The sequence below is a fragment of the Serratia fonticola genome (assembly GCF_001006005.1).
Lineage (GTDB): Bacteria > Pseudomonadota > Gammaproteobacteria > Enterobacterales > Enterobacteriaceae > Chania > Chania fonticola.
In genome coordinates this window covers 1796167-1817105 of sequence record NZ_CP011254.1, presented here as the reverse complement: position 1 = coordinate 1817105, position 20939 = coordinate 1796167, and the positions used below count along the sequence as shown (strand labels likewise).

At 54.6% G+C, this 20939-nt stretch carries 19 protein-coding genes; 9 read left to right on the top strand and 10 right to left on the bottom strand.

Annotated features, from left to right (window positions below):
* Positions 1 to 15: 15 nt before the first annotated feature.
* On the top strand, positions 16 to 1266 hold the full coding sequence (locus WN53_RS08050; protein ID WP_024483303.1) for a valine--pyruvate transaminase: 1251 nt from the start codon (positions 16 to 18) through the stop codon (positions 1264 to 1266).
* 151 nt (positions 1267 to 1417) lie between these two features.
* Here WN53_RS08050 and WN53_RS08045 read toward each other — a convergent pair whose 3' ends face one another.
* The 3 genes from WN53_RS08045 to ibpA form a co-directional block, all read right to left on the bottom strand.
* Positions 1418 to 3076, bottom strand: a complete 1659-nt coding sequence (locus WN53_RS08045; RefSeq protein ID WP_024483304.1) for a putative transporter — start codon at positions 3074 to 3076, stop codon at positions 1418 to 1420.
* Between the two features lie 167 nt (positions 3077 to 3243).
* A complete protein-coding gene (gene ibpB / locus WN53_RS08040) occupies positions 3244 to 3672 on the bottom strand; it encodes a small heat shock chaperone IbpB (RefSeq protein WP_024483305.1) in 429 nt (142 codons plus the stop codon).
* A 72-nt stretch (positions 3673 to 3744) separates the two neighbouring features.
* Entirely contained in the window at positions 3745 to 4158 is a 414-nt protein-coding gene (gene ibpA / locus WN53_RS08035) for a small heat shock chaperone IbpA (RefSeq protein ID WP_024483306.1), read from the bottom strand.
* Between the two features lie 433 nt (positions 4159 to 4591).
* On the opposite strand from ibpA, the gene WN53_RS08030 reads away from it, so the two are divergent.
* Positions 4592 to 4951: a YceK/YidQ family lipoprotein gene (locus tag WN53_RS08030; protein ID WP_024483307.1), complete on the top strand. Its 360-nt coding sequence runs from the start codon at positions 4592 to 4594 to the stop codon at positions 4949 to 4951.
* On the opposite strand, the gene WN53_RS08025 is transcribed toward WN53_RS08030, so the two are convergent.
* From WN53_RS08025 to dnaA, 7 genes are all read right to left on the bottom strand, one after another.
* Entirely contained in the window at positions 4952 to 6232 is a 1281-nt protein-coding gene (locus WN53_RS08025) for a YidR family protein (protein WP_024483308.1), read from the bottom strand.
* Positions 6233 to 6307: 75 nt separating this feature from the next.
* Positions 6308 to 7048, bottom strand: a complete 741-nt coding sequence (locus WN53_RS08020) for an acid phosphatase (RefSeq protein WP_024483309.1) — start codon at positions 7046 to 7048, stop codon at positions 6308 to 6310.
* A 330-nt stretch (positions 7049 to 7378) separates the two neighbouring features.
* A complete protein-coding gene (yidA, locus tag WN53_RS08015) occupies positions 7379 to 8194 on the bottom strand; it encodes a sugar-phosphatase (protein WP_024483310.1) in 816 nt (271 codons plus the stop codon).
* A 125-nt stretch (positions 8195 to 8319) separates the two neighbouring features.
* The gene (gene gyrB / locus WN53_RS08010) at positions 8320 to 10734 is read right to left on the bottom strand and encodes a DNA topoisomerase (ATP-hydrolyzing) subunit B (protein WP_024483311.1); all 2415 of its coding nucleotides are present in this window, start codon (positions 10732 to 10734) and stop codon (positions 8320 to 8322) included.
* A gap of 18 nt (positions 10735 to 10752) precedes the next feature.
* Positions 10753 to 11838 (bottom strand): DNA replication/repair protein RecF, encoded by a 1086-nt coding sequence (recF, locus tag WN53_RS08005; RefSeq protein ID WP_024483312.1) that lies wholly within the window; start codon positions 11836 to 11838, stop codon positions 10753 to 10755.
* Positions 11839 to 11993: 155 nt separating this feature from the next.
* Entirely contained in the window at positions 11994 to 13094 is a 1101-nt protein-coding gene (gene dnaN / locus WN53_RS08000) for a DNA polymerase III subunit beta (protein ID WP_021181393.1), read from the bottom strand.
* Between the two features lie 5 nt (positions 13095 to 13099).
* The gene (gene dnaA, locus WN53_RS07995; RefSeq protein ID WP_021181394.1) at positions 13100 to 14494 is read right to left on the bottom strand and encodes a chromosomal replication initiator protein DnaA; all 1395 of its coding nucleotides are present in this window, start codon (positions 14492 to 14494) and stop codon (positions 13100 to 13102) included.
* Between the two features lie 684 nt (positions 14495 to 15178).
* On the opposite strand from dnaA, the gene rpmH reads away from it, so the two are divergent.
* From rpmH to WN53_RS07970, 7 genes are all read left to right on the top strand, one after another.
* Positions 15179 to 15319, top strand: a complete 141-nt coding sequence (gene rpmH / locus WN53_RS27130) for a 50S ribosomal protein L34 (protein WP_004093983.1) — start codon at positions 15179 to 15181, stop codon at positions 15317 to 15319.
* Between the two features lie 18 nt (positions 15320 to 15337).
* Positions 15338 to 15697, top strand: a complete 360-nt coding sequence (rnpA, locus tag WN53_RS07990; protein WP_004950547.1) for a ribonuclease P protein component — start codon at positions 15338 to 15340, stop codon at positions 15695 to 15697.
* Positions 15661 to 15918 carry a membrane protein insertion efficiency factor YidD gene (gene yidD / locus WN53_RS27125; protein WP_025120915.1) on the top strand — a complete coding sequence of 86 codons (258 nt, stop codon included), beginning with the start codon at positions 15661 to 15663 and terminating at the stop codon, positions 15916 to 15918. Before rnpA ends, yidD begins: the two co-directional genes overlap by 37 nt.
* A gap of 2 nt (positions 15919 to 15920) precedes the next feature.
* Positions 15921 to 17561: a membrane protein insertase YidC gene (yidC, locus tag WN53_RS07985; RefSeq protein ID WP_024483314.1), complete on the top strand. Its 1641-nt coding sequence runs from the start codon at positions 15921 to 15923 to the stop codon at positions 17559 to 17561.
* A gap of 113 nt (positions 17562 to 17674) precedes the next feature.
* Positions 17675 to 19039: a tRNA uridine-5-carboxymethylaminomethyl(34) synthesis GTPase MnmE gene (gene mnmE, locus WN53_RS07980; protein ID WP_024483315.1), complete on the top strand. Its 1365-nt coding sequence runs from the start codon at positions 17675 to 17677 to the stop codon at positions 19037 to 19039.
* A gap of 311 nt (positions 19040 to 19350) precedes the next feature.
* Complete coding sequence (locus WN53_RS07975) at positions 19351 to 19611, top strand: helix-turn-helix domain-containing protein (protein WP_024483316.1); 261 nt, start codon at positions 19351 to 19353, stop codon at positions 19609 to 19611.
* Entirely contained in the window at positions 19611 to 20930 is a 1320-nt protein-coding gene (locus tag WN53_RS07970; RefSeq protein ID WP_024483317.1) for a type II toxin-antitoxin system HipA family toxin, read from the top strand. The genes WN53_RS07975 and WN53_RS07970 overlap by 1 nt, the downstream gene beginning before the upstream one ends.
* Positions 20931 to 20939 lie beyond the last annotated feature (9 nt).

Here is a 20939-nt window from a genome sequence, read left to right as displayed (position 1 = left end):
TATATTGCAGCAGCTATGAATTTTTCACTTTTCGGCGACAAATTTACCCGTTACGCGGGCATCACCCGCTTGATGGACGATCTGAATGAAGGCCTGCGCACGCCAGGTGCCATCATGCTTGGCGGCGGTAACCCGGCGCAAATCCCAGAGATGGCCAGCTACTTCAAACAGCTGTGCCAGGAGATGCTCGATCAGGGCAAGCTGACCGAAGCACTGTGCAACTACGACGGCCCACAAGGCAAAGACGCCCTGCTGAAAGCGCTGGCTACCATGCTGCAAGAAGAGCTTGGCTGGCAGATCGAACCACAGAATATTGCACTGACAAATGGCAGCCAGAGCGCGTTTTTCTACTTGTTTAACCTGTTCGCTGGCCGCTACGCCGACGGCACCCGCCGCCGCGTGCTGTTCCCGCTGGCGCCAGAATATATTGGCTATGCCGATTCCGGACTGGATGAAGGGCTGTTTGTCTCTGCCAAACCCAACATCGAATTGCTGCCAGATGGCCAGTTCAAGTATCACGTCGATTTTGAGCATCTGAACATCGGTGACGACATCGGCATGATCTGCGTATCGCGCCCTACCAATCCGACCGGCAACGTGATCACCGACGAAGAGCTGATGAAGCTCGATCTGTTGGCGCAGCAGCGTGATATCCCACTGGTGATCGATAACGCTTACGGCGTGCCGTTCCCCGGCATTATCTTCAGCGAAGCCACGCCGCTGTGGAACCCGAACATCATCCTGTGCATGAGCCTGTCCAAGCTGGGCCTGCCTGGCTCACGCTGTGGCATCGTGATTGCCGACGAGAAGGTCATCAGCGCGCTGACCAATATGAACGGCATTATCAGCCTGTCCCCGGGCAGCATTGGCCCGGCGCTGGCCACGGAGATGATTGAGCGTGGCGATCTGCTGCGTTTATCCAACGAGGTTATCCACCCGTTCTACAAGCAGCGGGTCGAGCAGACCATCGGCATTATTCGCCGTTACCTGTCGCCAGAGCGCTGCCTGATCCATAAGCCGGAAGGGGCTATCTTCCTCTGGCTGTGGTTCAAGGATCTGCCCATCACCACCGAGCTGCTGTATCAACGGCTGAAAAAGCGTGGCGTCTTGATGGTACCTGGCCACTACTTCTTCCCGGGGCTGGAGCATGAATGGCCGCATACACACCAATGTATGCGCATGAACTATGTGCCTAATCCGGAAGATATTGAGCGTGGCGTGATGATCCTGGCCGAAGAAGTTGAGCGCGCGCACCAGGAAGAATAGCTAAGGGTTGGGATCACACATGATCGACCGTAGGGGCGCTGCATGCTGCGCCCGTTGGAATTTACAGGAATCGAACACTCCCACCTAACTCATTGATTAAAAAGATGGGCGCAGCATGCTGCGCCCCTACGTTGTGAGCCCTGTGAGGTTTCTACATCGCCCAGAACAGCACCGCCAACAGCTGCGGTGACATGATGCGCAGGAACATTGCCAACGGGTAGACCGTGGCATAAGAGAGCGCTGCAGCGCCGCTGGTAGGGTGCAGGCCGTTGGCAAAGGCCAGCGCCGGTGGATCGGTCATTGAACCAGCCAGCATGCCGGAGAGCGTTAGGTAGTTCATCTTACCCACCACCCTCGCCAGAATACCCACGCTGATCAGCGGGATCGAGGTGATTAACGCACCGTAACCGACCCACGCCAGCCCATCGCCATGCAGCAGGGTATCAATAAAGTTCCCACCAGACTTCAGGCCAACCACGGCCAGGAACAGTACGATCCCCAGTTCACGCAGCGCCAGGTTGGCACTGGGCGGCATAAACCAGTACAGCTTGCCGATGCTGCCGATACGCCCCAGGATCAGGGCCACCACCAGCGGACCACCGGCCAGCCCCAACCGCAACGCCGCCGGGAAACCGGGGATAAACAGCGGGATAGATCCTAGCAACACTCCAAGACCAATACCGATAAATACCGGCAGCATCTGCACCTGTTGCAGCTTTTGCTGGGCGTTACCGACAATCGCCGCCACCGCCTCGATAGATTCTGGCCGCCCCACCAGGTTGAGGATATCCCCGAACTGCAGCGTAACATTGCTGCCTGCCACCAGCTCGACCCCAGCACGGTTGAGACGCGAAACTACCACTTCATATTTTTGCTTCAGTTCCAGATCGCGGATTTTTTTCCCCAACACCTTTTCGTTGGTCACTACCGCACGAACCACTTGCAGTGAAGTCCCGCGGGTGGAGAGCGAAACGTCGACTTCCTCTCCAATCACCAACCGGGCGTTTTCCAACTTTTCGCGCTTGCCGACCAGGTGCAAGAAATCTCCCAGTTCCAGCGTTTCGTGCGGGGCGGGCACCATCAGTAAATCGCCGCGCTTGAGGCGCGAGCAGATGATGTCGTCATTGTTGAGCAGCGGCACATTCTTGATGGCCATGCCTTGCAGATTGGGGTTACGTACCGCCACGTTCATGGTCTGCAGCAGTTCGCGGTTACTCCCCAGGCTATCCTCAAACTCCTGCGCTTCCTTATCGATATTGATGCGGAAGAACAGCCGGATCAGCCACATCACCAGCAGAATGCCGCAGATACCGAATGGGTAAGCCATTGCATAGCCCATCCCCATGCGGTTAACCAGCTCCGGATCGGAACCCAGATCGGTGAGTATCTGCTGCCCGGCACCAAGCGCCGGGGTGTTGGTCACCGCGCCGGAGAACACGCCGAGAATGATTGGCAGCGGCACGGCAAACAGCTTATGGACAATCGCCGCCACCACGCCGCCCACCAGCACCAGCAGAATGGCGAAGCCATTGAGCTTGAGGCCGGAAACGCGCAGGGACGAGAAGAAACCAGGGCCAACCTGAATACCGATGGTGTACACAAACAGGATCAGACCGAACTCCTGAATAAAGTGCAGCATGTCGCCGTTGAGAGTGATCTGGTAAGTCTGTGCAAAGTGCCCGACGATGATGCCACCGAACAAGACGCCGCCTATCCCTAAACCCACGCCATACACTTTCCAGTTGCCAATCCATAACCCGAGAATAGCCACCAACGCCAACATGCTGACGGTCAGGGCGATATCACTCATACGTCACATCCTTACCCAAAGTTTAACAATCTCTATGCGATTAAATGCCTGCAATTAATAGGGATTCTGACATAAGGTGCGGGGGGGTAATGTGGGGTATGCCACAGAATGCAACGGGGGAGGCCCGAATGGACCTCCCCCGCAAGTTTTTGTTTTTTTTCAGCCGCTTATTTGGCTTCCAGCTCCGGAGTGCTACCGATGCTGATGCGTTGTGGCTGCAAGGCTTCCGGCACGTGGCGTACCAGATCGATGTGCAGCAGGCCGTTTTCAAATTTGGCTTCGGCCACCTGCAGGTGCTCTGCCAGGGTAAAGGTCAGGCTGAACTCTTTGCATACCAGCCCCTGATGCAGATACTCCACCTGTTTTTCCGGCGGTGTGGGGTTGCCACGCACGGTCAGGCGTGGGCCTTCCACTTCAATATCCAGTTCGCTCTGTTTGAACCCGGCTAACGCCAGGGAAATGCGATAGTGGTTGTCGTCGCTTTTCTCAATGTTATATGGGGGGAACCCTTGTGGCTCCTGGCCTCCCATTGAGCTGGCCAGTTTGTCAAAACCGATCCATTGACGCAGAAGTGGGGATAAATCGTAGTTACGCATAGTATAAACTCCTTCCAAGAAGCGAGATTCAAAGTTTGCCCCCTAACGGCAGGCACGGTGATACAACAACAATTACTTAATTTCGATCCGACGCGGCTTTAACGTTTCCGGCACGATACGTTCCAGATCGATATACAGCAGGCCGTTTTCCAGTTTGGCGCCTCTAATTTGAATATGCTCGGCCAGCTGGAATTTGCGTTCAAAGTTACGCTCGGCAATGCCTTGATATAAATAGGTTCTCTCAGCAGGCTCGTGGGTGTGAGCCCCGCGCACAATCAACAGATTGTCTTGCGTGGTGATCTCCAGTTCCTGCTCGGCAAACCCGGCTACCGCGATGGCAATGCGGTAATGATTTTCATCAACCAGCTCAACGTTGTACGGCGGATAGCCACCGTTACCCTGGCTTTGGCCAGCCTCAAGGGCGTTGAACAGGCGATCAAAACCGATCGCGGAACGGTACAGCGGGGAAAGATCAAAGTTGCGCATAAAACAGCCTCCTAAGGCACTTCAGCGAGGTTGATAATGAAGCCTTCCATTATGGACAGGCTCTAAGGCTTGAATTCCCTTACGGCGAATTCCTAATTTGGCCTTGTAAAGAAGATGGGGTTTGCTTTCCACATTTCAACTGGTGATGATTAAATAATTGCCAATGGAAACGGCGAAAATTTGTTTATCACATACACTCAAAGTGAGATAGCCGCCACAGTGCGGAATGTTGCGTCTTTCAATGCTTTGGCTGGATGTTATACACCCTATGGATTTCAAGCTGCAGCTAGGCGACAAGCTTACTCATCCCCAGGAGCTTACTTTTCGTAAGTGACTGGGGTGAGTAAGTGCAGGTAACAACGCTGCAGCTTGAAAGACGACGGGTATAAATCAGCAAATTTCAGGGGATGTGTACCCCCCTCAGGATGGACGAATGAAACCAATTAAAAAAATGATAGCGACCGGTTGCCTGCTGTTGACCACTAACGGTTGCTCCAGCGTAGCCAGCCACACCGGGGCCGACCAGGGTTATTACTCCGGTACGCGCGCCAATGTCGATATGATGAAGAGCGAAGATACCAGTTGGGCCATGATGCCCCTGCTGGCGATCGACCTGCCCCTGTCGGCGGCGATGGACACCATTTTGCTGCCTTACGACTACCTGCGTTCTGGCAGCGATAAAGCGGCAGCCTCACCCAAAGCCCGTATCCAGCATGATGAAGAGCAAAACCTGGCTGCCAGTGGCAATCCAGGCCAGGGCATGGCAACTTCACCAGCACCGGCCGGGCTGTAGTTAAACCGCCGCCACAAAAATCTGGTTAAATCCGGCGACTTCACGCATAAAGGCCACCTGTTTGCCGTCCGGTGAGAACACCACGGCGTCCCCCAGTGGTGGCTGCGCAGTCCGTTTGGTCAGGCGCTGCATATTGCCGTTGGCGATATCGCACAGCATCACGCTGTTATCACACACCAGTGCAATCTTGCCCCCCTGCGGATGCCAACTGAAGGCCGACTGGATGCTGTGATCCGCTTGTGTCACCTGATTCGCCTCCCCGCCATTTGGGGAAACAGTCCACAGTTGCACTATGCCCCGATCGTCTTGCATCAGGAAGGCGATGGCACTGCCGTCTGGCGAACTCCGCAACCAATGGCGTGGCGTGGTGGCAACCCCAGGATAGTTGCGGTGGCCGGTATAGGTTAACCGCCGTTGTTGAACCCCCAACGGAGGGGCCGGTAAGGTTGTTGCCGTTCCCTGCAAGGGAGCCTCCCCGGCTTTGGCATAGTCGGCATCGTTTTCCGGCAAATCCACCACAAACACTTCCGGCAGCTTTTCCCCCTGCGGCGAGAGGGTATCGCCGATAAACGCCAACGCCCAACGCTGGCGGCTGCCATCAGGTTTGCCGTAACCTTGCTCACCCACCCAGCCCTCTTCGTAAGCCCGATTGATTTGATCGCTGCCCGGCTGCGGGGTTGGCGTGGTTGCGCTGACCAGTACACAGTAATGGCTACCGTCATATTCACGCGGGTGCTGCTTGGGCGGATTCACCCCTTGCAGCGGCACCGCTACACCAACGTTACGCAAATCCAGTGCCGGATCGAGTTCGTGCATCACATGGTCGTTATAGGTGAAGCTCAGGCGGCTGGCATCTGGGCTAAAGACATGCACGTGGGTGCCACCACGCAGCGCGCCTGGGGTATAGGGGGCGGTAATGTCCAATGCGTCTAGGGTGATCGCCAATTCACGATCCGGCTCGCTGACAATCACGCCACGGCGATGGTGGAAGTCATAATGCCAGAAGCTGTCTGGGTGTTCAGGCCCATGGATAAACGCGTAACGCGCTGGCGCATCCGGGCTCACCGTTACCACGCCAACATGGGCACCATGCTGCGCCCGATAAACCACTTCTACCTGACCGCTGGCAACGTTCACCCGCTCAATGCTCAGCCCGGTAAAGGACGCACCGCTTGGCCGTACGTCATACGCCAGCCATTGGCTGCACGGTGTCCAGACGTTAATGTTGGTGAGCTGATGACCTCGCGGATCAAAAGTCAGCTGTCGTTCCTGATGGCTCATGGCGGCTCCTGTATACCGGCTGGCATAGAACCGCCATAGTACCCGATCGGCTTGGCTGTTTCACACCACCCAGGTTTAAGGCGCTTTTGCTAATCGCAGGTATTCAGCCTTGGCTTTTTGTAACTGGTCGACAAACGCTGGCTCGGCGTGTAAACGTGCCACAATGGCCGCCCCCACCAGGCGCCCGGCGGTAACGTCACTCTGCCAATGATAACCGCAGATCACGCGGCTTTGCCCCATCTCATAGCCCCGCTTGAGGATCTCCCCTTGGCGCACAGGATTGATCTCCGCCAGCACGAGTGCGGTAGCCCAACCGATACTCGTATGGCCAGAAGGGTAAGAACCGTTGGTTGATAGCACACTTTCTTCTTCCGGGCGGCAGGTCGCCTGATGATAAAATGCAAAAGGCCGGGTCCGCATATAATGCTCCTTGGCGCTGCGGGTCGCCAAATCACCGGTATCCTCACGCATTTTCGTTACCAGGCGATATAACTCTGGCGTTTTCTTCCGTGTTATTTCCATGCCGAAGGCGCTGAAAAATGCCAGTGGTATACCATCGCCGTAAATCTGCGCATCGTTATAAGCTTGCTTGCCTCTTGGCGTATCCCTCAGTAACTTACCGGCGTCATACTGAGCCTTGTCATTGAGAAAATCGATGCTATCAACGGCCGGTGGCTGGGGCAATAAGGAGAGGCTATCAATAGACTGCGCTTCCTTAAGATAGTAGAAATCCGGTGTCGTCGTCACGTCTCTGGCGGCAAAGGATATTTGCGTCAAGGCAAAATAAGCCAATGATGAAATTATAATTTTTTTCATATTATCTCCTAACGAACTTTATTAGTTGTTTTACAATATAGTGAACAAGCTAAAATGAAACATGAAGTGATAAATAGCTATTTCGTCATTTAAAATACAATAAAAAATACAGATCGCAAAAATAATTTTTATTTATACCATTTGAATTAATGCAATTAATTAACGAGAACATTTATATTAATAAAACATGATCGCACTAGAAATATTCTTTTAGGAGCGACTTAGTTATTTCAGTAAAGAAATAACACCCGCAGGCCGTCAACCATGAGGCGTTAATACCTGATTTACCAGGCAGCATCTTAAGCCCCCAGGGAAGGGGGCTGGCAGGCATTAAACGTTCAGCACAAACTTCTCAATTGCCAGTGCGACGCCGTCTTCGGTATTGGTGCCGGTCACGTGCTGGGCAATTTCCTTTAATTCTGTAATAGCATTGCCCATCGCTACGCCCATCCCAGCATACTCGATCATCGCAATATCATTAGCCTGATCGCCTAACGCCATCACGTTTTCCTGCTTGATGCCCAAATGTTCGGCCAGCATTCTGACGCCCGCGCCCTTATCAACATTCTTATGCAGGATCTCCAGGAAGTAAGGGGCGCTTTTCATAATGGTGTAGCGATCCCAGGCTTCTGCGGGCAAGCGGGCTATCGCGGTGTCCAGCAAGGCAGGCTCATCAATCATCATCACCTTCGGGAAGCGTATGGTGCGATCCATCTCTTCCACGCTGCGGTATTTCAGTGGGATACCGGTCATTTGGGATTCATGGACGGTATATTTGCCAATGTCTTTATTCGGTGTGTAGAGGGTTTCGAAATCAAACGCCTGATAATGAACGCCAAGCTCCCGTGCCAACTGCTCAAAATAGAGGTAATCGTCAAAACCGAGCGTTTCTTGCAGCACGCAGGTCCCGTCCGTCGCCTTCAGCACCAGGGCACCGTTATAGGTGATGCAGAAATCGCCCTCACCCTGAATATCCAACTGACGCAGGTAGTCCTGCACGCCAACATAAGGCCGCCCGGTAGCCAGCACCACATGCACGCCTTTAGCGCGCGCGGCGGTCAGCGCCTGTTTTACCGCTGGCGTAATCTGGTGCTGCGGATTGAGCAGCGTGCCGTCCATATCAATTGCAATCAGTTCAATAGCCATTCGAGCGTCTCCCAGTGGTTTTTTCTCATGCTAACGCGTTTCAGCTTGCCTTGTTAGTGCTAAAAACGGCATAAAAAAATCCGCGCGGGCGAACCGGCGCGGATTTTTAATAGCCAAATAAGGCGTTAGATATCGATATTCGCCGCTTTCAGGGCGTTTTCTTCGATAAAGGCACGGCGTGGTTCAACCGCATCGCCCATCAGGGTGGTGAACAGCTGATCGGCCGCAATAGCGTCTTTCACCGCTACGCGCAGCATACGCCGCTGATCGGGATCCATAGTGGTTTCCCACAGCTGGTCCGGGTTCATTTCGCCCAGCCCTTTATAGCGCTGGATCGACAGGCCACGGCGCGACTCTTTCACCAGCCACTCCAACGCCTGTTCGAAGCTGTCTACCGGCTGGCGACGTTCGCCACGTTCGATATAGGCATCTTCTTCCAGCAGGCCGCGCAGTTTTTCGCCCAGCGCACAGATCCTGCGGTATTCACCACCGCGGATAAATTCAAAGTCCAGCGGATAGTCAGTATCAACACCATGGGTACGGATACGCAGCACCGGTTCGAACATCTGGCGTTCACGGTTTTCAACCAGCACAGAACTGTAGCTGCTACCGTGCTGCTCGTTATCGTTGAGCAATTTCACCAGCGATTCGATCCAGCTTTCCACCTTGGCACGGTCGCCCAGATCGTCTTCGTTCAAGGTTGGCTGGTAGATCAGGTTGTTCAGCAACGCACGCGGGTAACGGCGTTCCATCCGGCCAATCTGCTTCTGCACGGCGTAATGTTCAGCCACCAGCTTCTCTAACGGCTCACCCGCCAAGGCTGGTGCAGAACCGTTGGTGTGCAGGGTCGCGCCGTCGAGGGCGATGGAGATCTGATACTGATCCATCGCTTCGTCGTCTTTGATGTACTGCTCCTGCTTGCCTTTTTTCACCTTGTACAGCGGCGGCTGGGCAATATACACATGGCCACGCTCGATGATTTCCGGCATCTGACGATAGAAGAAGGTCAACAGCAGCGTACGGATGTGCGAGCCGTCGACGTCGGCATCGGTCATGATAATGATGCTGTGATAACGCAGTTTGTCCGGGTTGTATTCGTCACGGCCAATGCCGCAGCCCAGCGCGGTGATCAGCGTGGCAACTTCCTGTGAGGACAACATCTTGTCGAAACGGGCTTTCTCAACGTTGAGGATTTTCCCTTTCAGCGGCAAGATCGCCTGGTTCTTACGGTTACGGCCCTGCTTGGCTGAGCCGCCCGCGGAGTCCCCTTCCACCAGGTAGAGTTCGGACAACGCCGGGTCACGTTCCTGACAGTCCGCCAGTTTGCCTGGCAAGCCAGCCAAATCCAGCGCGCCTTTACGGCGGGTCATTTCACGCGCTTTACGCGCCGCTTCACGAGCACGGGCCGCATCGATGATTTTGCCAACCACGATCTTGGCGTCCGCTGGGTTTTCCATCAGGTAATCCACCAGCTTCTCGTTCATCAGCGATTCGACCGCCGTTTTCACTTCCGAAGACACCAGCTTGTCTTTGGTCTGGGAAGAGAATTTAGGGTCGGGCACTTTCACCGAAACCACGGCAATCAGACCTTCACGCGCATCGTCACCGGTGGCGCTAATTTTGGACTTCTTGCTGTAGCCTTCTTTATCCATGTAGGTGTTCAGGGTACGGGTCATCGCGGCACGGAAGCCGGCCAAGTGAGTCCCCCCATCACGCTGCGGGATGTTGTTGGTGAAGCAGTAGATGTTTTCCTGGAAACCATCGTTCCACTGCAGCGCTACTTCAACACCGATATCGTCTTTCACGGTTGAGAAGTAGAACACCGTTGGGTGGATCGGCGTTTTGTTCTTGTTCAGGTATTCCACAAACGCACGGATACCGCCTTCGTAATGGAAGTGGTCTTCTCTGTCGTTGCGCTTGTCTTTCAGGCGAATAGAAACGCCCGAGTTGAGGAACGACAGTTCACGCAGGCGCTTGGCCAGGATGTCGTACTCAAACTCGATGTTATTGGTAAAGGTCTGGAAGCTCGGCCAGAAGCGCAGGGTGGTACCGGTCTGATCGGTTTCACCGACGACTTTCAGCGGGGCCTGTGGTTCGCCATGCTTGTAGGTTTGCTCATGGACCTTGCCTTCGCGGCGGATCACCAGCTCCAGCTTTTCTGACAGGGCGTTGACAACCGAAACGCCTACGCCGTGCAGACCGCCGGAAACCTTATAGGAGTTGTCGTCAAACTTACCGCCAGCGTGCAGTACGGTCATGATGACCTGTGCCGCAGACACCCCTTCCTCTTCGTGGATACCGGTTGGGATACCACGGCCATCATCCTGCACCGAGACGGAGTTGTCGGCGTGGATCGTCACCTGAATGTCGCTACAGTGGCCAGCGAGTGCTTCGTCGATAGCGTTGTCCACGACCTCGAATACCATGTGGTGCAGACCGGTGCCGTCATCAGTATCACCGATATACATGCCCGGACGCTTACGTACCGCATCCAGCCCTTTTAATACCTTGATACTTGAGGAGTCATAAGAATTCGACATCAACGTTTCTCGCTCATTTTAGTCCTGTGGTTGAACCTCTATTTTACCTTGTTCCACGCGGAACATCTTGCCCTTTTCACCCATCATGTCGGTTACTTGTTCAGCGCTTACCGCACTGACAAAAACCTGAGCCTGGGTGGCTTTCAGGCGATCGGCCAGCAACCGGCGACGGCCGGTGTCCAGCTCGGAGGCAAAATCATCAATCAGATACAGGCAACGCCGCCCGCTCTGACGGGTGAGAAACTCACCCTGCGCCAAGCGCAATGCGCACATCAGCAGTTTAAGCTGACCGCGCGATAACAAATCCTCTACCGGCGTGCCTTCGGCACGAATGCGGAAGTCCGCTTTATGCGGCCCCACCGCGGTATAGGTTAACGCCCTGTCGCGCTCAAACTGGCGCTCCAGCAGCTCTCCGTAGTCGCTCTCTTTGTCCCAGCCGCGCTGGAAAGAGAAACTCAGGGCAAATTCGGGCAAAAACTGCGCGCAGGTCGCGGTGATATCCGCGGCAATTGCGTCGCTGTAAGCTGCCCGCCACTCGCTGATACGCTCGGCCAACGGGATCAGTTCCTGATCCCAGGCGCGGATCTGCGCATAGCGACTGACCTGGCGCAGCGCGGCATTGCGCTGCTTCAGTAACCTTTTCAGGTTGCTCCAGGCGGTGAAAAAACCGGGTTCGTTGTGAAAACAACCCCAGTCCAGGAAGGCACGCCGATACTTCGGCCCGCCATTAAGCAGGGTAAAACCTTCGGGGGTGATCAACTGCATGGGCAGTAGCTGTGCCAGCTCTGCCACTTTATGGCCATCACTGCCATCGATGCGCACTTTGCTGTCACCCTGACGGCTCTTACTCAATCCTACCGATAATTCGCGCCCGCTGCCTTCGATCCGGCCATGCAACACAAACTCCGGCTGATCGTGACGGATCACTCGCCCGGCCTGCAAGCTGCGAAACGCGCGCCCATGACCAAGGGTATAAACCGCCTCCAGTACGCTGGTCTTGCCGCTGCCGTTGGCCCCCACCAGGAAGTTAAACCCCGGCGCAGGCGCCAGATCGGCAGCTTCGATATTGCGGAAATCTTTAATCAGTAAGCGCGTCAGAGCCATACTGTAGTTGTCTTAATCATCTAACAATCCAGGGCGTTATCGTCGCAGGTCATTTGCGTGCGGCCAGCGCACAGCAACCGCAGCGTACTTAAAGTACGTGAGGATTGCGAGCACTGCCCAATCGCAAAGGGGCAAGTAAGATAGCCCGATAATTTCTACAGTCGCATTGGCATGACGACGTAGGCGGCAGACTTACTGGCACCGTCCTCGATCTGCACGCTGGAGACGGAATCGGTCAGCAGCAGGCGCACATCTTCACACTTGAGCGCGTTCAGCACGTCCAGCACATAGCTGACGTTGAAACCAATTTCCATCTCGGTGCCATCATAGCTGACATCGAGGATCTCTTCCGCCTCTTCCTGCTCCGGGTTGTTGGCGGTGATCTTGAGCTGGTTCTGGCTGACGTACAGGCGCACGCCGCGGAACTTTTCGTTCGACAGAATGGCCGCACGGGCAAACGCCTGCTTGAGCAGGTCGCAGCCCGCTTCCAGCGTTTTGTCCGGGTTCTTCGGCAATACGCGGCGATAATCAGGGAAACGGCCGTCAACCAGCTTGGAAGTGAAGATAAAGTCACCGACGTGGGCGCGGATGTTGTTGCTACCAATCTGCACCCGTAGCGGCGTATCACCACCGTCCAGCAAGCGGACCAGTTCCATCACCCCTTTACGCGGCACGATCACCGAATGGGTAGGCAACTGTTGGCCAATCGGCATTGAACACACCGCCAGGCGGTGGCCGTCGGTGGCCACGGTACGCAGCTCTTCCCCTTCGGTTTCAAACAGCATACCGTTCAGGTAATAGCGCACATCCTGATGAGCCATCGAAAACTGGGTGGCTTCAATCAGGCGCTTTAGCGTCGCCTGCGGCAAGGTGAACTCCACCTCGCTCTGCCAATCATCCAGATTCGGGAAGTCTATCGCCGGCAGCGTGGACAGCGAGAAGCGGCTGCGGCCAGAACGCACCAGCATACGGTCGCCTTCGAGGATCACCGTAATCTCCGCCCCTTCCGGCAGGCCACGGCAGATATCAAAGAATTTACGCGCGGGGACGGTCGTCGCGCCCGCTTCATGGGGCTGAGACAGGGCAACGCGGGCCACCATCTCCATCTCCAGATCGGTACCTGTCAGCAACAGGGAACCTTCCGTCACCTGCAGCAGCAGGTTACCCAGAATTGGCAGCGTCGGGCGGCCACCCAGTGGGCTGCTCACCTGTTGCAGCGGTTTTAGCAGATGCTCACGTTCAACGATAAATTTCATATGGGCTATGACGACAATGTTCTGATTAAATTGGAGAAATCTTCTTTGATGTCGTGACTTTCCTCACGCAGCTGCTCGATCTTCCGGCAGGCGTGCAACACCGTAGTATGGTCGCGGCCACCAAACGCATCGCCGATTTCTGGCAGGCTGTGGTTGGTGAGCTCTTTTGCCAATGCCATCGCCATCTGGCGCGGGCGGGCAACCGAGCGCGAACGCCGTTTAGACAGCAGGTCCGCGATTTTGATTTTGTAGTACTCGGCCACCGTCTTCTGGATATTGTCGATGGTGACCAGCTTTTCCTGCAACGCCAGCAGATCCCGCAGCGCTTCACGCACGAAATCGATGGTGATGGCGCGGCCAGTAAAGTTGGCGTTGGCGATCACCCGGTTCAGCGCCCCTTCGAGCTCACGCACGTTGGAACGCAGGCGTTTGGCGATAAAGAACGCCACTTCGCCCGGCAGACGGATATCGTTCTCGTCGGCCTTTTTCATCAGGATCGCTACGCGGGTTTCCAGCTCCGGCGGCTCGATCGCCACCGTCAGGCCCCAGCCGAAGCGGGATTTCAAACGATCTTCCACCCCGTTGATCTCTTTTGGATAGCGATCCGAGGTCAGGATGATCTGTTGATTACCTTCCAACAGGGCGTTAAAGGTATGGAAGAACTCTTCCTGTGAACGCTCTTTGTTGGCAAAGAATTGAATATCATCGATCAGCAACGCATCCACCGAGCGGTAGTAGCGTTTGAATTCTTCAATGGCGTTATTTTGCAGCGCCTTGACCATGTCCTGCACAAAGCGTTCCGAGTGCATATAGACCACTTTGGCATTGGCCTTACGCGCCATGATGCCGTTGCCTACCGCATGCAACAGGTGCGTTTTACCCAGGCCGGTACCGCCATACAGGAACAGTGGGTTATAAGCGCCCCCCGGATTGTCTGCCACCTGCCGCGCCGCAGCACGAGCCAGCTGGTTAGACTTACCCTCAACGAAGTTATCGAAGGTGTGCTTGGGGTTGACGTTGGAACGATAGGACAGCTCAGGCGGCGGTGCCGCGTTGTCCCAGCTTGGGCGGGACGGCGCAGCCGTGCGCACCACCGGGGCTACCGGAGCGCTGTTGACGCTGGCCATCACGGGCTGGCTGAGGGTTTGTGTCAGTGGCTTGCTGCCCACCTCAAAACGCAACAGCGGCGCATCCGTACCGCAGAAATCATTCAACAGGCCATTGATATTGTTTAAGTACTTATCGCGAACCCAATCCAGCACAAAGCGATTGGGCGCATACAGCGCCAGGGTATTGTCACTCAGTTCCGCCTGCAATGGGCGTATCCACATACTAAATTCTGTGGCAGGTAACTCATCCTGCAATCGGGCAAGACACTGCTGCCAAAGCGAAAGTGACACGGCGGACTCCACTCGAACAAGATCAATAAAAAGAAAAGAATCAGGCTACTTTTTTATAACTCATGATTTTTGACACACGCCCGGTATTGGCTGAAAAACCTGTAGGGTATGCGAACCGCCTTTCACGGTTTATGCCCTTAACGATCCGGTTTTGGGATCGCGATCGGAATGACGGATCATAGCGCAATCTGCGCAAGAGATCCTCCCCTTCATCACAGATTAGATCCATTTTATCCACAGCCCGTGAAGAGTGGCCAGTTTTTAATCAGTGCGGGATCGACACCGATGAGATCTGAGCCTGCGGGGTCGGGTTTTAGCGCCTTTCACAGGTTATACCTGGTTATCCACGCGGATCCTTGCAGAAAACACGCAGGATCGTACGGAGATCCTTGTGATTTACCCCCGAGTCCGTATAATCTTCGCCCACGTGTGATACCTGGTTCCTTAATGGTGAGTCATTTAGCCAAGACAGGATTCTGCGGTGACCACGGGCCAACACCGGATTTTACTCCGAATTGGCAGACAACCAGGTAGGCTAGCGCGATGTGAATTGACTCAGGACTGTACAATTATTACAATCCCGCCTCTTTATGTATTGCGATTGAGGCGTCGGTCATCTTCACGCCGAGTAGCCAAACGCATTTGACTTATCAGTATTTCATTTAAGTTTAGGTAGAAATCGCTATGAAACGCACTTTCCAACCGTCCGTACTGAAGCGTAACCGTAGCCACGGTTTCCGTGCTCGTATGGCCACCAAGAATGGTCGTCAAGTTCTGGCCCGCCGTCGTGCGAAAGGCCGTACTCGTCTGACTGTTTCTAAGTAATAAAAGCTAACCCGCTGAGTGGTTAAGCTCGCTTTTCCTAGGGAGTTACGTTTGTTAACTCCCACTCATTTCACTTTCGTCTTCCAGCAGCCACAACGGGCTGGCACGCCGCAAATCACCATCCTCGGCCGCCTGAACCAGCTGGGGCATCCCCGCATCGGTCTTACCGTCGCCAAAAAACACGTCAAACGCGCGCATGAACGCAACCGGATCAAACGCCTAACCCGCGAAAGCTTCCGTTTACGTCAGCACGAGTTACCGGCGATGGATTTTGTGGTGGTGGCCAAAAAAGGGATAGCGGATTTGGATAATCGTGCACTGACGGAAGCTTTGGAAAAATTATGGCGTCGCCACTGTCGCCAGGCTCCCGCATCCTGATCGGGCTGGTTCGGGCGTATCAGCTCGTACTCAGCCCGCTGCTTGGGCCACGTTGTCGCTTCCAGCCGACATGTTCTCATTACGCAATTGAGGCATTACGCAGGTTTGGCATGTTAAAAGGCAGTTGGTTGACATTGAAACGCGTATTAAAATGCCACCCTTTGAACCCAGGTGGCGATGATCCCGTGCCGCCGAAAACCGACGATAACAGAGAACACTAACGATGGATTCGCAACGCAATCTTCTCCTCATCGCTCTGCTGTTCGTGTCTTTCATGATCTGGCAGGCCTGGCAAGTGGACAACGCTCCGCAACCAGTAGCCACCCAGACCACGCAACAGACTGCGAACCCAGCAACCGGTGATGCCGCAAGTTCAGCTGTACCAGGCAGTGGCCAGGGTAAACTGATCACCGTTAACACTGACGTGCTGTCGCTGACCATCAATACCCGTGGTGGCGATATCGAGCAGGCTAAACTGTTGGCCTACCCGGATACCCTGGGTTCATCGACTCCATTTACGCTGCTGGAATCCACCCCGTCATTCGTCTACCAGGCACAAAGCGGCCTGACAGGCAGAGACGGCCCGGATAACCCGGCAAACGGCGAGCGTCCTCTGTTTGAGGCGGCGCAGGATACCTTCACGCTGGCTGATGGCCAGGATGAACTGCGTATTCCGCTGACCTTTACCGGCAAAGACGGTTCGGTCTTCACCAAGACCTTTGTGCTCAAGCGTAACCATTATGCCGTTGGCGTGGACTACTCCATCGTCAACAAAAGCGCGACTCCGCTGGAGCTGACCCTGTTTGGCCAGTTGAAGCAGACCACCGACTTGCCTAAGCATCGTGACACCGGCAGCAACAACTTTGCACTGCACACCTTCCGTGGTGCGGCTTACTCTTCCAGTGAAGACAAATACCAAAAGTATGCGTTCGACAAGGATGAGAATCTGAACGTCACCACCCAAGGCGGCTGGATTGCGATGTTGCAACAGTACTTCGCCACCGCGTGGGTGCCGCAGACTCAGGGCGTCAACACTTTCTATACCTCCAAGCCAGGTACCAACCTGTCTGCCATCGGCTTTAAAGCTGAGCCAGTGATTGTGCAACCAGGCGCTGAGAAGCAGCTGAATGCAACCCTGTGGGTTGGCCCGGAGCTGCAAGATCAGATGGCCCAACTGGCACCGCATCTGGATCTGACCGTCGATTACGGCTGGCTGTGGTTCATCTCCCAACCGCTGTTCAAACTACTGAAGTTCATTCACAGTTTCATCGGCAACTGGGGCTTCTCGATCATCATCATCACCTTCATCGTGCGCGGCATCATGTACCCGCTGACCAAAGCGCAGTACACCTCGATGGCCAAAATGCGCATGCTGCAGCCAAAACTGCAGGCGATGCGTGAACGTATCGGTGATGACAAGCAGCGTATGAGCCAGGAAATGATGGCGCTGTACAAAGCTGAGAAGGTGAACCCGTTAGGGGGTTGCTTGCCACTGGTTATCCAGATGCCAATCTTCCTGGCCTTGTACTACATGCTGATGGGCTCGGTTGAGCTGCGTCATGCGCCGTTCATCTGGTGGATCCATGACCTGTCGGCGCAAGACCCGTATTACATCCTGCCAGTGCTGATGGGTGTGACCATGTACTTCATCCAGAAGATGTCACCAACCACCGTGACTGACCCGATGCAGCAGAAAATCATGACCTTTATGCCGGTGATCTTCACAGTGTTCTTCCTGTGGTTCCCGTCTGGTCTGGTGCTGTACTATATCGTCAGTAACCTGGTGACCATCGTCCAGCAGCAGCTGATTTACCGCGGGCTGGAAAAACGTGGTCTGCACAGCCGCGACAAGAAGAAAGTCTAGTATTGAGTTAGGCAACACCCGTAGGGGCTTATGCCCCTACGACATCAGTCACGTTGCCAGTAGAGGCGGTCATTAGACCGCCTTTTTGCATATTGTCAGAGAGATAAACCGCTATGAACACCACCGATACCATCGCTGCTCTTGCTACTCCGCCCGGACGCGGCGGTGTCGGCATCCTGCGCATTTCAGGCCGCGGAGCCAAGGACGTTGCCCTGGCGGTACTCGGTAAACTGCCTAAGCCACGTTATGCCGATTATCTGCCGTTCCGTGACACCGAAGGCAGCACGCTGGATCAGGGGATCGCACTGTGGTTCCCAGGCCCCAATTCCTTTACCGGTGAGGACGTGCTGGAACTGCAGGGCCACGGTGGGCCAGTGATCCTCGATCTGCTGCTCAAACGCGTGTTGGCGCTGCCAGACGTGCGGATTGCCCGCCCAGGGGAGTTCTCGGAGCGCGCTTTCCTCAATGACAAGCTGGATCTGGCCCAGGCCGAAGCCATTGCCGATCTGATCGATGCCAGTTCCGAACAGGCAGCCCGTTCAGCCATGAACTCGTTGCAAGGTGCTTTTTCCCTCCGTATCCATCAGCTTGTGGAAGCGCTCACTCACCTGCGCATCTATGTAGAAGCGGCGATCGACTTCCCGGATGAGGAGATCGACTTCCTTTCGGATGGCAAAATCGAAGCCCAACTGAACGGCGTGATGGACGATCTGGACGGCGTGCGGGCCGAGGCGCGTCAAGGCAGCCTGCTGCGTGAAGGGATGAAGGTAGTGATCGCCGGGCGGCCCAACGCCGGGAAATCCAGCCTGCTCAATGAGCTGGCAGGGCGTGAAGCGGCCATCGTCACCGACATTGCAGGCACCACGCGCGATGTATTGCGCGAACATATTCATATCGATGGCATGCCACTGCACATCATCGATACCGCCGGGCTGCGGGAAGCCAGCGACGAAGTTGAGCGTATCGGCATCGAACGTGCCTGGAATGAGATCGAACAGGCGGATCGCGTGCTGTTTATGGTGGATGGCACCACCACCGCCGCCACCGAACCCGCCGAGATCTGGCCAGAGTTTATGGCACGCCTGCCAAGTACCTTGCCGATCACCGTCGTGCGCAACAAAGCCGACATTACCGGCGAGACATTGGGCCTGAGCGAAGTAAATGGTCACTCACTTATTCGCCTGTCGGCGCGTACCGGTGAGGGGATCGACCTGCTGCGCGAACATCTGAAGCAGAGCATGGGCTTCACCAGCAATATGGAAGGCGGCTTCCTGGCCCGCCGCCGCCACTTGCAAGCACTGGAGCAGGCGGCACAGCATCTGGTGCAGGGTAAAGAACAGTTAGTGAGCGCTTACGCGGGGGAACTGCTGGCCGAAGAACTGCGGTTGGCACAGCAGGCATTGAGCGAAATCACCGGGGAGTTTACCTCCGATGACCTGCTCGGGCGCATCTTCTCCAGCTTCTGTATTGGTAAGTAATTGATTTTTATTCTTACTGGTTGCTTTATCTGATGTTGTTTCATGAGAATTTCCCCCCGAGTGTCCCCCGAAGTAAGCGCTCGGGGGACACTCATGAAGATCAGCATCAAAATCCTCGCCGTTTACGGCGGGGGGAGTCACTTAAAAATTACACGCTATGGCAGGTAGTAACAAAGATACACGCTATACCGTGTATCAAAAGTTTAACCCCCTATAGCGTGTAAACTCTAATTTACCTGCTATAGCGTGTAAAATTGATTTACCTGCTTAAGCGTGTAAAGTAGAGCCATCTGGTTAACAGGATATGTGACATGAAGATCACCAATGCCAAGCAGCTCAGCATCTACTTGCGAGATGTCCGCCTCGCAGAAAATCTTTCACAAGAAAAAGTAGCCAGTAGGGTTGGGATCCGTCAAGACACCGTGTCCAACTTTGAACTCCAGCCGGGAACGACCAAATTAGAGACTTTCTTCAAAATCCTGTCTGCGCTGAATCTGGAGCTGGAAGTAAAACCCAGAGGTAGCCAGAGCTGCGAAACCAAAAGTACCGATGGTTGGAAAGAGGAGTGGTAATGGCTGACCTAAATGCCTACATGAATGGTTATAAGGTAGGGATTTTCAGCCGTGAGGGCACTGGCGCCCATATGTTCCAATACGTGGACACTTGGCTTAACCAACCTGGAAGCCGTCCTATATCGCTCTCCATGCCCTTGAGGCGACGGCCTTACAAAGGGGCAGAAGTCTACAACTTCTTCGATAACCTGCTGCCGGACAACCCTGAGATCCGGGACAGGATCCTAGCGCGCTACAGTGCTGACTCGACTCAACCCTTCGACCTTTTGGCACGTATCGGTGCTGACACCATTGGTGCCCTGCAACTCTTGCCACAAAATGCAGACCCGGGGGACATTCGCACCATAAACTATAAAGCGCTATCCAACCAAGAACTGGCAAGCATACTTACAGGCTACAAAGCTGGTGCCCCTCTGGGCATGATTGAGGATGTTGAAGATTTCCGAATTTCCCTGGCCGGGGCCCAAGAAAAGACGGCTCTCCTCTATCTCGAAAACCGTTGGTGTTTACCGATCGCAGCCACACCAACCACCCATATCATTAAGCTACCCATCGGAAAAATAGAAAGCCACTCATACAGTATCGACTTGTCAGACAGTGTCGAAAACGAGTATCTCTGCGCTCTACTGGCCAAGGAATTTGGATTATCAGTCCCCCATTGCTTCATTATGCAAGTGGGTGACATAAAAGCCTTAGCAGTGGAACGCTTTGACCGCCGGTATGCCTCAGACGGCAGTTGGATCATGCGACTGCCCCAAGAAGATTTCTGCCAGGTTTTAAATGTTCCCTCGGCACGTAAATACGAAAATCAGGGGGGACCAGGGATAAGCGAGATCATGGAATATCTGCTTGGCTCGGTGACAGCGGAAAAGGATCGCTATAATTTCATGAAGGCACAGGTATTGTTCTGGTTGCTAGCCGCAACCGATGGACATGCAAAGAACTTCTCGGTGTTCATTGAAGCTGATGGGCGTTTTCGTTTAACCCCCTTGTACGACATTCTATCTGTCTACCCGGTGTTTGGTGGCAGAGGCCTTCATCCGAAAGATGCCAAGCTCGCTATGGGCCTAAAAGGAAGCAAGGGAAAGAAGTACGCCATTGAGCAAATATTCCCACGCCACTTCTTCCAAACAGCCAAAACAGTAGGATTTGAGCGCGCCGCCATGGAGGGGATCCTGACGGAAATGGCTGGATCCGTTGATACCGTTATCGAGCGGGTAACACAGCAGTTGCCAGCAGGCTTTCCTCCCGCCATCAGTAACGCTATTTTAAAGGGCCTAAAAGCCCGTTCCGCAAGGCTGACAGTGGGCTGGGATTAGGCAACAGTG